This window comes from Chromobacterium sp. CCUG 76385 (assembly GCF_059916625.1).
In genome coordinates this window covers 1-12,157 of the sequence record NZ_JAUCGU010000026.1, presented here as the reverse complement: position 1 = coordinate 12,157, position 12,157 = coordinate 1, and the positions used below count along the sequence as shown (strand labels likewise).

The following is a 12,157-nucleotide window of genomic DNA, read 5'->3' as shown; positions in this document are numbered from 1 at the left end:
CAATGGCACGTTCGCAGAAAAAAGGCCCGTTCGTTGACCTGCATCTCCTGAAGAAGGTAGATGCGGTACGGGCAACCAGCGACAAGCGTCCGATCAAGACCTGGTCCCGTCGTTCGACCATCCTGCCGGACTTCATTGGTTTGACCATCGCTGTACACAACGGTCGCACTCACGTTCCCGTCTATGTTTCTGAAAACATGGTCGGCCACAAACTGGGTGAATTCTCGCTGACTCGCACCTTCAAAGGCCATGCTGCCGATAAGAAGGCGAAGAAGAAGTAAGGTGAAGCGATGAGAGTATCTGCAAATCTGAAAAGTGTTCGCCTGTCGGCACAAAAGTGTCGTCTGGTGGCCGATCTGGTCCGCGGCAAGCCCGTTGATCAGGCGCTGAATATCCTGGCCTTCTCCCCGAAGAAGGGCGCGGTAATCATCAAGAAAGTGCTGGAATCTGCAATCGCTAACGCCGAACACAACGAAGGCGCTGACATCGACACCCTGCGTGTCACCAGCATCTTTGTTGACAAGGGCGCTAGTCTGAAGCGTTTCACTGCCCGTGCTAAGGGTCGTGGCAATCGCATCGAAAAGCAGACCTGCCACATCTCGTTGACCGTTGGCAATTAAGGGGTAAGAAATGGGTCAGAAGATTCATCCGACGGGATTCCGTCTTGCCGTTAACAAAAACTGGTCTTCCAAGTGGTTCGCGTCTTCGCAGAACTTCCCGGAAATGCTGAAGCAGGATATCGAAGTTCGCGAATTCCTGAAGAAGCGTCTGGGTCACGCTTCGGTTGGCCGCGTAACCATCGAGCGTCCGGCCAAGTCCGCCCGCATCACCATTCACAGCGCCCGTCCGGGCGTGGTGATTGGCAAGAAGGGCGAAGACATTGAAGTTCTGAAGCAAGAACTGCAAAAGCGCCTGGGCGTGCCGGTTCACGTGAACATCGAAGAAGTTCGCAAGCCGGAACTGGACGCGCAAATCATCGCCGACGGCATCGCTTCCCAGCTGGAAAAGCGTGTTATGTTCCGTCGCGCCATGAAACGCGCCATGCAAAACGCCATGCGTCTGGGTGCCGAAGGCATCAAGATCATGTCGTCCGGTCGTCTGAACGGTATCGACATCGCTCGCAGCGAATGGTACCGCGAAGGCCGCGTTCCGCTGCATACCCTACGCGCTGACGTGGATTACGCTACCTCCGAAGCCAAGACTACCTACGGTATCATCGGCATCAAGGTATGGGTATACAAAGGCGAGCTGAAGCCGGGCCAAGTAGTGGCTACGCCGGCAGCTCCCGAGAAGAAAATGAGAAAGGGTGCCCGCAATGCTGCAGCCAACTAGACTCAAGTACCGCAAACAGCACAAAGGCCGTAACACCGGTATCGCCACTCGTGGCAACAAGGTGAGCTTTGGTGATTTCGGTCTGAAGGCTGTTGGTCGTGGTCGTCTGACCGCGCGTCAGATCGAAGCTGCGCGTCGTGCGATGACTCGTCACATCAAGCGTGGCGGTCGCATCTGGATCCGTATCTTCCCGGACAAACCGATCACCTCCAAGCCGGCCGAAGTCCGTATGGGCGGGGGTAAGGGCTCTCCGGAGTACTATGTGGCTGAGATTCAGCCTGGCAAGATGCTGTACGAAATGGATGGCGTATCCGAGGAACTCGCTCGCGAAGCTTTCCGTCTGGCCGCAGCTAAGTTGCCGATCGCCACTGTGTTCGTAACCAAACAGGTAGGTCAGTAATGAAAGCGTCCGAACTGAAAGCCAAAACTGTTGAAGAGCTGAAGGCGGAACTGCTGAGCCTGCTGAAGGCCCAGTTTGCGCTGCGCATGCAGCACGCTACTCAGCAACTCGCCAAGACCTCTGAACTGAAGAAAGTGCGTCGCGACATCGCTCGTGTTCGTACCGTTCTGAAAGAAAAGGCAGTTTAAGATGAGCGAAACCAAAGTGGTACGTACGCTGACCGGCGTTGTGGTCAGCGACAAGATGGATAAGACCGTGACCGTACTGGTCGAGCGCAAAGTCAAGCACCCGATCTACGGCAAGATCATCCGTCGCTCCAAGAAGTTCCACGCACACGACGAAAACAACGAGTTCAAGGCCGGCGACATCGTAGTAATCAGCGAGTCCCGCCCGCTCTCGAAGACCAAATCGTGGGTGGTAACTGGCCTGGTTGAGAAATCTCGCCAGGTATAAAGCTTGCAGAGGACCTCGGTCCTCTGTATAATGGCCATCTCCTGCACTCTTCGTGCAGGAGTTCCGCCCTTACGGGGTCCAAAACTGGCCGTTTGATACGCCACAGAATGATCTGTGGCGTTTCCGCTGTTCGAGCCTGGCATCGCGCCCAAGCTAACGGCAGTGGAAAGTGACGGATAAAGTTGGATTAGAAAGGTAATCTCAAATGATCCAAATGCAGACCATGCTTGAGGTCGCTGACAACACTGGTGCGCGTCACGTTATGTGCATCAAGGTGCTGGGTGGCTCCAAGCGTCGCTATGCTAGCGTAGGTGACATCATCAAGGTGAGCATCAAGGATGCCGCTCCGCGTGGTCGCGTCAAAAAAGGCGACGTATACAACGCGGTCGTGGTACGCACTGCCAAAGGCGTGCGCCGTCCGGATGGCTCTTTGATCAAGTTTGACAGCAATGCTGCCGTACTGCTCAACAACAAGCTTGAGCCGATCGGCACACGTATCTTCGGGCCCGTTACGCGTGAACTGCGTACCGAACGCTTCATGAAGATCGTATCGCTGGCTCCTGAAGTGCTGTAAGGAGGTCACATGCGCAAAATTCGTAAAGGTGATGAAGTCGTAGTAATCACCGGTAAAGACAAAGGCAAGCGCGGTACCGTCCTGCGTGTTCTGGAAACCAAGCTGGTAGTTGAAGGCGTGAATGTCGCCAAGAAACACCAGAAGCCGAACCCGGTACGTGGCGTAGCTGGCGGCATCGTCGAGAAGACCATGCCCATCGATGCTTCCAACGTCGCGATTTTCAATCCGGCAAGCCAAAAGGCTGACCGCGTAGGCTTCAAGGTTCTTGAAGACGGCCGCAAGGTGCGCGTGTTCAAGTCCAGCGGCGAAGTTATCGGCGCCTAAGGAGCTAACATGGCACGTCTCTACGATTTCTACAAAGACAGCGTAGTGCCAGAACTGATGAAACAGTTCGGCTACAAGTCGATCATGCAAGTTCCGCGTATCGAGAAGATCACCGTGAACATGGGCGTGGGCGAAGCCGTTGCCGATAAGAAGGTAATGGAATTCGCCGTGGGCGACCTGGAAAAGATCGCCGGCCAGAAGCCGGTTGTCACCACCGCTCGCAAGTCCATCGCAGGCTTCAAGATTCGCGACAACTACCCGGTAGGTTGCAAGGTGACTCTGCGTCGCGAACGCATGTACGAGTTCCTGGACCGCCTGGTAACCATCGCTTTGCCGCGCGTTCGCGACTTCCGTGGTGTATCTGCCAAGTCCTTTGATGGCCGTGGCAACTACAACATGGGCGTTAAAGAACAGATCATCTTCCCGGAAATCGAGTACGACAAGATCGATGCTCTGCGTGGTATGAACATCACTATCACCACCACGGCGAAGACTGACGAAGAGGCCCGCGCTCTGCTGGCCGCGTTCAAGTTCCCGTTCAAGGGTTAAGCACATGGCACGACTTGCACTGATTAACCGTGAAGAAAAGCGCGTCAAGCTGGCCACTAAGTTTGCTGCCAAGCGTGAAGCCCTGATCGCCACCATCAACAACCAGAACCTCTCGGAAGAAGAGCGTTTCGCCGCCCGCCTGCAACTGCAGCAACTGCCGCGCAACGCTTCTCCGGTTCGCCAGCGTCGTCGCTGCGCCGTGACCGGTCGTCCGCGTGGTGTGTTCCGTAAATTCGGCCTGGGTCGCAACAAACTGCGTGAGATCGCCATGAAGGGCGAGATTCCGGGTGTTGTGAAGGCCAGCTGGTAATAGGAGACACATAGAATGAGCATGCACGATCCTATTTCCGATATGTTGACCCGCATCCGCAACGGCCAAACCGCTTCCAAGGTCAAGGTTTCCATGCCTTGCTCGAAGCTGAAGGTTGCGCTGGCGCAGGTGCTGAAGGAAGAAGGCTACATCGAAGACTTCGCCGTTGCCGGCGAAGAGAAGAAGCCTGTTCTTGATATCCAGCTCAAGTACTACGCTGGCCGTCCGGTGATCGAGCGCATCGAGCGCGTATCCCGTCCTGGCCTGCGCGTGTACAAGGGCTCCACCGAAATCCCGAAGGTCATGAATGGTCTGGGCGTGGCGATTCTGTCCACCTCCAAGGGCGTGATGACCGATCGCAAGGCACGCGCAGCCGGTATCGGCGGCGAACTGCTCTGCGTCGTGGCGTAAGGGGGTCAAATGTCTCGCGTAGCTAAGAATCCGGTAGCCATCCCGGCCGGCGTCGAAGTGAAGTTCGGCGCTGCAGAAGTGACTGTTAAGGGTGCCCTGGGCTCCCTGAGCACCGCTCTGTGCAACGACGTGGAAGTGAAGCTGGACAACAACCAGCTGACTTTCGCCGCCAAGAACGACAGCAAGTTCGCACGTGCCATGTCCGGCACCCTGCGTGCCCTGCTGAACAACATGGTGAACGGCGTATCGAAGGGCTTCGAGAAGAAGCTGCAGCTGGTCGGCGTGGGCTATCGTGCCCAAGCCCAAGGCGATACCCTGAACCTGTCTCTGGGTTTCTCGCACCCGGTGGCTCACAAGATGCCCGAAGGCATCAAGGTTGAGACTCCGACTCAGACCGAGATTCTGGTCAAGGGCGCTAACAAGCAGCTCGTTGGTCAGGTCGCAGCCGAAATCCGCGCTTACCGCTCGCCGGAGCCCTACAAGGGCAAGGGCGTTCGTTATGCCGACGAGGTTGTGGTTCTGAAAGAAACCAAGAAGAAGTAACTGAGGCACTGACATGGACAAGAAACAAGCTCGACTCCGCCGCGCACGTAAAACCCGTGCACGGATTGCGGAGCTCAAGATGGTGCGCCTCTCTGTGCATCGCACCAATAGCCACATTTACGCCCAGATCATTGACGAGACCGGCAGCAAGGTACTGGCCAGCGCATCTTCGCTGGAAGCAGAAGTCCGCGCCGAACTCGCCAATGGCGGCAACGTGGCAGCTGCGGCCGTGATCGGCAAGCGCATTGCCGAAAAGGCAAAAGCCGCTGGCATCGTGAACGTGGCCTTCGACCGCTCCGGTTTCAAATACCACGGTCGCATGAAGGCCCTGGCTGACGCCGCTCGCGAACACGGCCTCGTATTCTAATTCGGAGTGAAGAATGGCTAAGCACGAAATGGAAGATCGCGGCGACGGTCTGGTCGAGAAAATGATCAGCGTCAACCGCGTCACCAAAGTGGTTAAGGGCGGCCGTATCATGGCTTTCTCCGCCCTGACCGTGGTTGGTGATGGCGACGGCGGTATCGGCATGGGTAAGGGCCGTTCCAAGGAAGTTCCGGTTGCCGTACAAAAGGCAATGGAACAAGCCCGCCACAACATGGTTAAGATCCCGCTGAAGAACGGTACGCTGCAACACACCGTTATCGGCAAGCACGGTGCCACCACCGTCTTCATCCAGCCGGCCAAAGAAGGTACCGGCGTGAAGGCCGGCGGCCCGATGCGCGCGATCTTTGATGCAATGGGTGTTCACAATGTTTCGGCCAAGATTCATGGTTCCACCAACCCGTACAACGTGGTGCGTGCAACCCTGAATGGCCTGAGCAACATCAACACCCCGGCGCAAATCGCTGCCAAGCGTGGCCTGAGCGTCGAGGACATCCTGGGGGTGGGTCATGAGTAACGCCAAGACTGTCAAGGTCACTCTGGTAAAGAGCCTGATCGGTCGCCTGGAGTCTCACAAGGCTTGCGCCCGTGGTCTGGGTCTGCGCAAGATCCGCCAGACCGTCGAAGTGCTCGATACCCCTGAAAACCGTGGCATGATCAACAAGATCAGCTACCTGCTCAAATTCGAGGGCTAAGAGATGCTGCTGAACACCGTACAACCGGGCGTCGGCGCCAAGCATGCCAAGCGCCGTGTCGGCCGTGGCATTGGCAGCGGCCTGGGCAAAACTTGCGGCCGCGGCCACAAGGGTCAGAAGAGCCGTGCCGGTGGTTTCCACAAGGTTGGCTTCGAAGGCGGTCAAATGCCGCTGCAACGTCGCCTGCCGAAGCGTGGCTTCAAGTCGCTGACCGCTCGCAAGGTTGCTGAGGTTCGCCTGTCCGAACTGAACCTGCTGCCGGTCAACGAAATCGATCTGCTGTCTCTCAAGCAAGCTGGTCTGGTATCCGCTCAAGCCCTGGTGGCCAAAGTGGTTCTGTCCGGCAAGATTGAGCGCGCAGTGAAACTGCGTGGTATCGGCGCTACCGCCGGTGCCCGCGCTGCCATCGAAGCTGCCGGCGGCAGTATTGAATAAGGCATTTATCTGTGGCGAATACTTCTCTAGTGGCAAATGCCAATAAGTTTGGTGATCTGAAACGTCGCATCTGGTTCCTGATTGGCGCGCTGATCGTTTTCCGTATCGGTGCCCACATTCCGGTTCCGGGCGTCAATCCTGCCGAGCTAGCGAAGTTGTTCCACACATCGCAGACGGGCCTGCTCGACATGTTCAACATGTTCTCGGGCGGCGCCCTCTCGAGGTTTACCGTGTTTGCCCTGGGCATCACGCCGTATATCTCGGCTTCCATCATTCTGCAGTTGGCGGCGGAAGTGATTCCGACGCTGAAACAGCTGAAGAAGGAAGGCGATGCGGGACGTCGCAAGATAACCCAGTACACGCGTTATGCCACTGTGGCGCTGGCGACTTTCCAAAGTTTCGGCATCGCGGTGATGTTGTACAAGCAGCCAAACCTGGTGATGACTGCTCAGTGGGAGTTTTATCTGACATCCGTAGTGTGTCTGGTTACCGGTACCATGTTCTTGATGTGGTTGGGTGAACAGATCACCGAGCGGGGTATCGGCAACGGTATCTCGTTGATCATCTGCGCGGGTATCGCTTCAGGTGTTCCGGCTGCCATTGGTAAAACCCTGACTCTGACCAGTCAGGGCTCTTTGCCCATTCCGTTTGCCATCTTGCTGTTTGTCGCAGTGATCCTGGTGACTTTCGTGGTGGTCTACGCCGAGCGTGGCCAGCGCAAAGTTCTGGTGAACTATGCCAAGCGTCAGGTGGGCAACCGCGTCATGCAGGGCCAGAGCACGCATTTGCCGCTCAAGCTCAACATGGCGGGGGTGATTCCTCCGATCTTTGCCTCCAGCATCATCCTGTTCCCGGCCACCGTTATCGGCTGGTTTGGCCAGGGCGAGCACATGTCTTGGCTGAAGGGCGTGGCTGACAAGCTGCATCCGGGTCAGCCGATCTATGTGCTGCTGTACGCGGCGGCGATCATCTTCTTCTGCTATTTCTACACGGCGCTGGTTTTCAGCCCGAAGGAAACGGCTGACAACCTGAAGAAGAGCGGGGCGTTCATCCCGGGCATCCGTCCAGGTGAGCAGACTTCTCGTTACATTGAGAAGATCATCCTGCGGCTGACACTGATCGGTGCGATCTACATCACGCTGGTCTGCCTGATGCCGGAATTCCTGATCCTGAAGTGGAACGTACCGTTCTACTTCGGCGGTACATCGCTGCTGATCATGGTGGTGGTGACCATGGACTTCATGGCGCAGGTGCAGTCCTATGTGTTGTCGCATCAATACGAGAGCTTGCTGAAGAAGGCTAACTTCAAAGGCAACGCCCTTACCCGCTGACACACGAGTTCACACTGGGTTATATGGCTAAGGAAGACACTATCCAGATGCAAGGCGAGATCTTGGAAAATTTGCCTAGCGCAACTTTCAAGATCAAGCTCGAAAATGGACACGTGGTACTCGGGCATATCTCTGGAAAGATGCGGATGCACTACATCCGCATCCTGCCAGGTGACAAGGTGACTGTGGAGTTGACTCCATACGATCTGTCCCGCGCCCGAATTGTGTTCCGCGCGAAGTAACGCATTCGCTCTTTTAGGATTTGAAAGGATCTGAACATGCGAGTACAGCCTTCTGTAAAGAAGATTTGCCGTAATTGCAAAATTATTCGTCGCAATCGCGTGGTTCGCGTGATCTGCACGGACCCGCGTCACAAGCAAAAGCAAGGCTAACATTTGTTAGACCTGGATTTGCGTGATACAATCGCAAACTTTTCAAGGTCTTAAGGCTTAAGGAAAGAGTATGGCCCGTATTGCAGGGGTAAATATCCCCAATCATGCGCATGCCGTTATCGGCCTGCAGGCAATTTTCGGCATCGGTCAGACTCGCGCGCAGCAAATTTGTGCTGCTGCTGGCGTGAATCCCTCCACCAAGGTGAAGGATCTGACTGAAGCTGAAATGGAAACTCTGCGTGATCAAGTGGCTAAGTTCACCGTTGAAGGTGACCTGCGTCGCGAAATCACCATGAGCATCAAGCGTCTGATGGACATGGGCTGCTATCGCGGCTTCCGCCATCGTCGCGGCTTGCCGTGCCGCGGTCAGCGCACTCGCACTAACGCGCGTACCCGTAAGGGACCGCGTAAGGCGATCGCCGGCAAGAAGTAATCTTAAGGAACACAGAGAATGGCTAAAGCAAACACAGCTGTCCGTGTACGTAAAAAAGTGCGCAAGTCTGTTAGCGAAGGTATCGTGCACGTGCACGCTTCGTTCAACAACACCATCATCACTATCACCGACCGTCAAGGCAATGCACTGTCTTGGGCTACCTCTGGCGGCGCTGGTTTTAAGGGCTCGCGCAAGAGTACACCCTTTGCCGCTCAGGTAGCTGCAGAGCACGCTGGTAAAGTTGCCCAAGAATACGGTGTGAAGAACCTCGAAGTTCGTATTAAAGGCCCGGGCCCGGGTCGTGAATCCGCTGTTCGCGCACTCAACTCGCTGGGCTTCAAGATCACCAGCATCTCCGACGTGACGCCGGTACCGCACAACGGTTGCCGTCCGCCCAAAAAACGTCGTATTTAATTCGGAGAGTGTGAGAACATGGCACGTTATATTGGCCCGAAGTGTAAGCTCGCTCGTCGTGAAGGCACCGACCTTTTCCTGAAGAGCGCGCGTCGTGCACTGGATTCCAAATGCAAACTGGACACCGCTCCTGGTCAGCATGGCGCCCGTCGCGGCCGCCTGTCCGACTATGGCGTTCAGCTGCGTGAAAAGCAGAAAATCCGCCGCATCTACGGCGTACTCGAGCGTCAGTTCCGCAACTACTTTGCGGAAGCTGTTCGCCGCAAGGGCTCCACGGGTGAAAACCTGCTGAAGCTGCTTGAGTCCCGCCTGGACAATGTTGTATATCGCATGGGCTTTGGCTCCACTCGCGCCGAAGCGCGCCAGCTGGTCAGCCACAAGGCTATCGTTGTGAACGGCCAGGTTGTGAACATTCCGTCCTACCAGGTTAAAGCCGGTGACGTAGTGTCCGTCCGCGAAAAAGCCAAGAAGCAGGCTCGTATCGTCGAAGGCCTGGCTCTGGCTGAGCAAGGCGGCTTCCCGACTTGGGTGTCCGTTGACTCCAAGAAAATGGAAGGCGTCTTCAAATCCGCTCCGGAACGTTCCGAACTGTCTAGCGATATCAACGAACAACTCGTTGTGGAATTCTACTCCAAGTAATCGCTAGCTCTTAGGGAATGACTATGCAAAACAGCGCTTCGGAATTTCTGAAACCTCGTCTGATTGACGTACAGCCGGTTTCCGCCACCCACGCTCGCGTGTCGATGGAGCCGTTCGAGCGCGGCTACGCCCATACCCTGGGCAATTCGCTGCGCCGTATTCTGCTGTCGTCGATGCCGGGCTATGCTCCGACCGAAGTGACTATCGCTGGCGTTTTGCATGAGTATTCCGCACTTGATGGCGTGCGGGAGGATGTCGTTGACATCCTCCTCAACCTCAAGGGCGTAGTGCTTAAGCTGCATGGTCGCGACAGTGTCGTGCTGACCTTGAAAAAGGAAGGCGAGGGCGCTGTCTTGGCTAGCGATATCGAGCTGCCGCACGACGTGGAAGTGATCAATCCGGAACACGTGATTTGTCACATCTCCGCTGGCGGCAAGATCGACATGGAGGTCAAGGTGGAGAAGGGCCGCGGCTATCAGCCGGTGTCCGTCCGCACCAGCCATGACGACAACCGTTCCATCGGTACCATCCAACTGGACGCTTCCTTCTCGCCGGTTCGCCGCGTGAGCTTTGCTGTGGAAAGCGCCCGTGTGGAACAGCGTACCGACCTCGACCGCCTGGTTCTCGACATCGAGACCAATGGCGTCATCGAGCCGGAGCAGGCTGTGCGCAACGCAGCCCGCATCCTGATGGATCAGCTGTCGATCTTTGCAGATCTCCAAGGCACAGCGGTTGAAGAAGTCGTTGAAAAGGCGCCGCCGATCGATCCGATCCTGCTGCGTCCGGTAGACGATCTTGAACTGACGGTCCGTTCGGCCAACTGCCTGAAAGCAGAGAACATTTATTACATCGGCGATCTGATCCAGCGTACCGAAACCGAGCTTCTGAAGACACCGAACCTCGGCCGCAAGTCGCTGAACGAGATCAAGGAAGTTCTCGCTTCCAAGGGCCTGACTCTCGGCATGAAGCTCGAGAACTGGCCTCCGGCTGGTCTGGAAAAGCCGTAAGTTTGAGACTAAAGGACATTAACAATGCGTCATCGTTACAGTAATCGTAAACTGAACCGCACGACCAGCCATCGTCTGGCGATGCTGCGCAACATGGCCAACTCGCTGCTGAAGCACGAAGTTATCGTGACCACGCTGCCGAAGGCCAAGGAACTGCGTCGTGTGGCCGAGCCGCTCATCACGCTCGGCAAAAAGCCGTCTCTCGCCAACCGTCGTCTGGCGTTCGACCGCACCCGTGACCGCGAAATCGTGGTTAAACTCTTTGACGTGCTCGGCGCGCGCTACGCTACCCGCAACGGTGGTTACGTGCGTATCCTGAAGTACGGTTTCCGCAAGGGCGACAACGCCCCGATGGCTCTGGTAGAGCTGGTGGACCGTCCGGAAGATGCCGTTGCCGTTGAAGACAACTCCGCCGAGTAATCGACGCAGTTGCAGAAAAAAGCCAGCTCACTTGAGCTGGCTTTTTTCATGCCTGCTGCCTGGCGCAATAGTCCGCGCAGGCGCGAAAGCTAGAAGATAGACAAGCCGGTTTGCGTGGTAAAGCGATCCAGCGCCTCCAAACCCAGCACCGAATTGCCGCGGCTGTCCAGTTGCGGGCTCCATACCGCGATGCTCATCTTGCCCGGGATCACCGCCAGCAAGCCCCCGCCTACGCCGCTCTTGACCGGCAAGCCAACACGATAAGCGAATTCGCCAGCGGCATCGTAGGTGCCGCAGGTCAACATGACGGCATTCACCTGTTTGGCCTGGCTGCGGCTCAGGTATCGTTCACCGGTCAGCGGCGACACGCCATGGTTAGCGAGAAAGAGGCCGGCGCGCGCCAGCTCGCGGCAGGTCAAAGCGATGCTGCAGCTATCGAAGTATTGCTCCAGCACGGTCTGCACCGCGTGTTCGATATTGCCGTAACTTTTCATGAAGTGGGCCAAGGCCGCATTGCGGTCGCCGTGCTCGCGCTCCGATGCGGCAATGACAGGATCGGCATCCAGCTTAGGGTTGCCGGTTTCCTGGCGCAGCCAATGCAGCAGATGGCGATGGGCGTCGCCGAAGTGGCCCATGGCGCGATCGGTGACGACCAGGGCGCCGGCATTGATGAAGGGATTGCGCGGGATGCCGTGCTCGTATTCCAGCTGCACCAGCGAGTTGAAGGGGTTGCCGGACGGTTCCTTGCCGACATGGCGCCACAGCGTCTCCCCGTCGGCTTGCAGCGTCAGCGCCAGCATGAAGGCCTTGCTGATGCTTTGCATGGAAAACGGCGTGTCGGCGTCGCCGCAGGCGAATTGCTGCCCATCCAGCGTATGGATGGCGAAGCCGAACTGGTGCGGGGCGACCGAGGCCAGAGCGGGGATGTAGTCGGCTACCCGGCCTTGATCGTAGAAAGGCAGCACTTGCTGCCGGATATCTTCAATAAGCGCTTGCAGATTCATCGACAGATTTTAATCATGGCCTGGGCTGCCAGTCTAGGGGCTGTTGACGTTTGGTGAGTGGATCGCGTTTGCGCCGATTTGGGCCGGAAGCAAGGCGCGCAGTCCGACG

Annotated in this window: 25 protein-coding genes; 24 read left to right on the top strand and 1 reads right to left on the bottom strand. The window is 56.8% G+C overall.

The genetic code is table 11. From position 1 onward, the window contains the following. Nucleotides 1-2: 2 nt before the first annotated feature. The 24 genes from rpsS to rplQ all read left to right on the top strand — a co-directional run bounded on the left by rpsS (nt 3) and on the right by rplQ (nt 11,044). Nucleotides 3-281 (top strand): 30S ribosomal protein S19, encoded by a 279-nt coding sequence (rpsS, locus tag QUG01_RS15305; protein WP_011137729.1) that lies wholly within the window; start codon nt 3-5, stop codon nt 279-281. 9 nt (nt 282-290) lie between these two features. Then, entirely contained in the window at nt 291-620 is a 330-nt protein-coding gene (gene rplV / locus QUG01_RS15300) for a 50S ribosomal protein L22 (RefSeq protein ID WP_043627133.1), read from the top strand. Nucleotides 621-630: 10 nt separating this feature from the next. Continuing rightward, complete coding sequence (gene rpsC / locus QUG01_RS15295) at nt 631-1,332, top strand: 30S ribosomal protein S3 (RefSeq protein ID WP_103317548.1); 702 nt, start codon at nt 631-633, stop codon at nt 1,330-1,332. Next, nucleotides 1,316-1,732: a 50S ribosomal protein L16 gene (rplP, locus tag QUG01_RS15290; RefSeq protein WP_043627131.1), complete on the top strand. Its 417-nt coding sequence runs from the start codon at nt 1,316-1,318 to the stop codon at nt 1,730-1,732. Before rpsC ends, rplP begins: the two co-directional genes overlap by 17 nt. Next, complete coding sequence (gene rpmC, locus QUG01_RS15285) at nt 1,732-1,920, top strand: 50S ribosomal protein L29 (protein WP_043627129.1); 189 nt, start codon at nt 1,732-1,734, stop codon at nt 1,918-1,920. The genes rplP and rpmC overlap by 1 nt, the downstream gene beginning before the upstream one ends. Before the next feature lies 1 nt (nt 1,921). Continuing rightward, entirely contained in the window at nt 1,922-2,185 is a 264-nt protein-coding gene (rpsQ, locus tag QUG01_RS15280; protein ID WP_043627127.1) for a 30S ribosomal protein S17, read from the top strand. A 205-nt stretch (nt 2,186-2,390) separates the two neighbouring features. After that, nucleotides 2,391-2,759: a 50S ribosomal protein L14 gene (gene rplN / locus QUG01_RS15275; RefSeq protein ID WP_043579386.1), complete on the top strand. Its 369-nt coding sequence runs from the start codon at nt 2,391-2,393 to the stop codon at nt 2,757-2,759. A gap of 9 nt (nt 2,760-2,768) precedes the next feature. After that, a complete protein-coding gene (gene rplX, locus QUG01_RS15270; protein ID WP_011137722.1) occupies nt 2,769-3,083 on the top strand; it encodes a 50S ribosomal protein L24 in 315 nt (104 codons plus the stop codon). Nucleotides 3,084-3,092: 9 nt separating this feature from the next. Continuing rightward, on the top strand, nt 3,093-3,632 hold the full coding sequence (gene rplE / locus QUG01_RS15265; RefSeq protein ID WP_043627125.1) for a 50S ribosomal protein L5: 540 nt from the start codon (nt 3,093-3,095) through the stop codon (nt 3,630-3,632). Nucleotides 3,633-3,636: 4 nt separating this feature from the next. After that, nucleotides 3,637-3,942, top strand: a complete 306-nt coding sequence (gene rpsN, locus QUG01_RS15260) for a 30S ribosomal protein S14 (protein ID WP_500830860.1) — start codon at nt 3,637-3,639, stop codon at nt 3,940-3,942. Nucleotides 3,943-3,957: 15 nt separating this feature from the next. Next, nucleotides 3,958-4,353: a 30S ribosomal protein S8 gene (gene rpsH / locus QUG01_RS15255; protein WP_043627120.1), complete on the top strand. Its 396-nt coding sequence runs from the start codon at nt 3,958-3,960 to the stop codon at nt 4,351-4,353. A gap of 9 nt (nt 4,354-4,362) precedes the next feature. Continuing rightward, nucleotides 4,363-4,896, top strand: a complete 534-nt coding sequence (rplF, locus tag QUG01_RS15250; protein WP_103317550.1) for a 50S ribosomal protein L6 — start codon at nt 4,363-4,365, stop codon at nt 4,894-4,896. A gap of 13 nt (nt 4,897-4,909) precedes the next feature. Next, nucleotides 4,910-5,263: a 50S ribosomal protein L18 gene (rplR, locus tag QUG01_RS15245; RefSeq protein WP_043627115.1), complete on the top strand. Its 354-nt coding sequence runs from the start codon at nt 4,910-4,912 to the stop codon at nt 5,261-5,263. 13 nt (nt 5,264-5,276) lie between these two features. Continuing rightward, complete coding sequence (rpsE, locus tag QUG01_RS15240) at nt 5,277-5,795, top strand: 30S ribosomal protein S5 (RefSeq protein ID WP_071109264.1); 519 nt, start codon at nt 5,277-5,279, stop codon at nt 5,793-5,795. Beyond that, a complete protein-coding gene (gene rpmD / locus QUG01_RS15235; RefSeq protein WP_043627110.1) occupies nt 5,788-5,973 on the top strand; it encodes a 50S ribosomal protein L30 in 186 nt (61 codons plus the stop codon). The genes rpsE and rpmD overlap by 8 nt, the downstream gene beginning before the upstream one ends. Nucleotides 5,974-5,976: 3 nt before the next feature. Further along, nucleotides 5,977-6,408, top strand: a complete 432-nt coding sequence (gene rplO / locus QUG01_RS15230) for a 50S ribosomal protein L15 (RefSeq protein WP_043627107.1) — start codon at nt 5,977-5,979, stop codon at nt 6,406-6,408. 11 nt (nt 6,409-6,419) lie between these two features. Beyond that, nucleotides 6,420-7,739 carry a preprotein translocase subunit SecY gene (secY, locus tag QUG01_RS15225; RefSeq protein WP_043627105.1) on the top strand — a complete coding sequence of 440 codons (1,320 nt, stop codon included), beginning with the start codon at nt 6,420-6,422 and terminating at the stop codon, nt 7,737-7,739. A gap of 23 nt (nt 7,740-7,762) precedes the next feature. Further along, the gene (gene infA / locus QUG01_RS15220; protein WP_031296780.1) at nt 7,763-7,981 is read left to right on the top strand and encodes a translation initiation factor IF-1; all 219 of its coding nucleotides are present in this window, start codon (nt 7,763-7,765) and stop codon (nt 7,979-7,981) included. Between the two features lie 36 nt (nt 7,982-8,017). Further along, nucleotides 8,018-8,131 carry a 50S ribosomal protein L36 gene (rpmJ, locus tag QUG01_RS15215; protein ID WP_011137711.1) on the top strand — a complete coding sequence of 38 codons (114 nt, stop codon included), beginning with the start codon at nt 8,018-8,020 and terminating at the stop codon, nt 8,129-8,131. A gap of 70 nt (nt 8,132-8,201) precedes the next feature. After that, nucleotides 8,202-8,564, top strand: coding sequence for a 30S ribosomal protein S13 (rpsM, locus tag QUG01_RS15210; protein WP_043627102.1), 363 nt, complete (start codon nt 8,202-8,204; stop codon nt 8,562-8,564). 18 nt (nt 8,565-8,582) lie between these two features. Continuing rightward, nucleotides 8,583-8,978 carry a 30S ribosomal protein S11 gene (gene rpsK, locus QUG01_RS15205; RefSeq protein ID WP_011137709.1) on the top strand — a complete coding sequence of 132 codons (396 nt, stop codon included), beginning with the start codon at nt 8,583-8,585 and terminating at the stop codon, nt 8,976-8,978. A gap of 18 nt (nt 8,979-8,996) precedes the next feature. Further along, the gene (rpsD, locus tag QUG01_RS15200; protein WP_043627100.1) at nt 8,997-9,617 is read left to right on the top strand and encodes a 30S ribosomal protein S4; all 621 of its coding nucleotides are present in this window, start codon (nt 8,997-8,999) and stop codon (nt 9,615-9,617) included. A gap of 23 nt (nt 9,618-9,640) precedes the next feature. Next, nucleotides 9,641-10,624 (top strand): DNA-directed RNA polymerase subunit alpha, encoded by a 984-nt coding sequence (locus QUG01_RS15195; protein ID WP_043627098.1) that lies wholly within the window; start codon nt 9,641-9,643, stop codon nt 10,622-10,624. A 24-nt stretch (nt 10,625-10,648) separates the two neighbouring features. Next, complete coding sequence (gene rplQ, locus QUG01_RS15190) at nt 10,649-11,044, top strand: 50S ribosomal protein L17 (RefSeq protein WP_011137706.1); 396 nt, start codon at nt 10,649-10,651, stop codon at nt 11,042-11,044. 89 nt (nt 11,045-11,133) lie between these two features. On the opposite strand, the gene QUG01_RS15185 is transcribed toward rplQ, so the two are convergent. Continuing rightward, a complete protein-coding gene (locus QUG01_RS15185) occupies nt 11,134-12,048 on the bottom strand; it encodes a glutaminase (RefSeq protein ID WP_500830859.1) in 915 nt (304 codons plus the stop codon). Between the last annotated feature and the right edge of the window lie 109 nt (nt 12,049-12,157).

Bases quoted from the DNA above. Each gene is read 5' to 3' on its own strand.
- QUG01_RS15195 (WP_043627098.1), top strand. From the start codon at position 9,641: ATGCAAAACAGCGCTTCGGAATTTCTGAAACCTCGTCTGATTGACGTA.
- rplF (WP_103317550.1), top strand. From the start codon at position 4,363: ATGTCTCGCGTAGCTAAGAATCCGGTAGCCATCCCGGCCGGCGTCGAA.
- rpsK (WP_011137709.1), top strand. From the start codon at position 8,583: ATGGCTAAAGCAAACACAGCTGTCCGTGTACGTAAAAAAGTGCGCAAG.
- rpsM (WP_043627102.1), top strand. From the start codon at position 8,202: ATGGCCCGTATTGCAGGGGTAAATATCCCCAATCATGCGCATGCCGTT.
- rplP (WP_043627131.1), top strand. From the start codon at position 1,316: ATGCTGCAGCCAACTAGACTCAAGTACCGCAAACAGCACAAAGGCCGT.
- rplR (WP_043627115.1), top strand. From the start codon at position 4,910: ATGGACAAGAAACAAGCTCGACTCCGCCGCGCACGTAAAACCCGTGCA.
- rpsE (WP_071109264.1), top strand. From the start codon at position 5,277: ATGGCTAAGCACGAAATGGAAGATCGCGGCGACGGTCTGGTCGAGAAA.
- rpsC (WP_103317548.1), top strand. From the start codon at position 631: ATGGGTCAGAAGATTCATCCGACGGGATTCCGTCTTGCCGTTAACAAA.
- QUG01_RS15185 (WP_500830859.1), bottom strand. From the start codon at position 12,048: ATGAATCTGCAAGCGCTTATTGAAGATATCCGGCAGCAAGTGCTGCCT.
- rpsD (WP_043627100.1), top strand. From the start codon at position 8,997: ATGGCACGTTATATTGGCCCGAAGTGTAAGCTCGCTCGTCGTGAAGGC.
- rplO (WP_043627107.1), top strand. From the start codon at position 5,977: ATGCTGCTGAACACCGTACAACCGGGCGTCGGCGCCAAGCATGCCAAG.
- rpsQ (WP_043627127.1), top strand. From the start codon at position 1,922: ATGAGCGAAACCAAAGTGGTACGTACGCTGACCGGCGTTGTGGTCAGC.
- rplN (WP_043579386.1), top strand. From the start codon at position 2,391: ATGATCCAAATGCAGACCATGCTTGAGGTCGCTGACAACACTGGTGCG.
- rpmC (WP_043627129.1), top strand. From the start codon at position 1,732: ATGAAAGCGTCCGAACTGAAAGCCAAAACTGTTGAAGAGCTGAAGGCG.
- rpsH (WP_043627120.1), top strand. From the start codon at position 3,958: ATGAGCATGCACGATCCTATTTCCGATATGTTGACCCGCATCCGCAAC.
- rpsS (WP_011137729.1), top strand. From the start codon at position 3: ATGGCACGTTCGCAGAAAAAAGGCCCGTTCGTTGACCTGCATCTCCTG.
- rplX (WP_011137722.1), top strand. From the start codon at position 2,769: ATGCGCAAAATTCGTAAAGGTGATGAAGTCGTAGTAATCACCGGTAAA.
- rplE (WP_043627125.1), top strand. From the start codon at position 3,093: ATGGCACGTCTCTACGATTTCTACAAAGACAGCGTAGTGCCAGAACTG.
- rplQ (WP_011137706.1), top strand. From the start codon at position 10,649: ATGCGTCATCGTTACAGTAATCGTAAACTGAACCGCACGACCAGCCAT.
- rpmD (WP_043627110.1), top strand. From the start codon at position 5,788: ATGAGTAACGCCAAGACTGTCAAGGTCACTCTGGTAAAGAGCCTGATC.
- rplV (WP_043627133.1), top strand. From the start codon at position 291: ATGAGAGTATCTGCAAATCTGAAAAGTGTTCGCCTGTCGGCACAAAAG.
- infA (WP_031296780.1), top strand. From the start codon at position 7,763: ATGGCTAAGGAAGACACTATCCAGATGCAAGGCGAGATCTTGGAAAAT.
- rpmJ (WP_011137711.1), top strand. From the start codon at position 8,018: ATGCGAGTACAGCCTTCTGTAAAGAAGATTTGCCGTAATTGCAAAATT.
- rpsN (WP_500830860.1), top strand. From the start codon at position 3,637: ATGGCACGACTTGCACTGATTAACCGTGAAGAAAAGCGCGTCAAGCTG.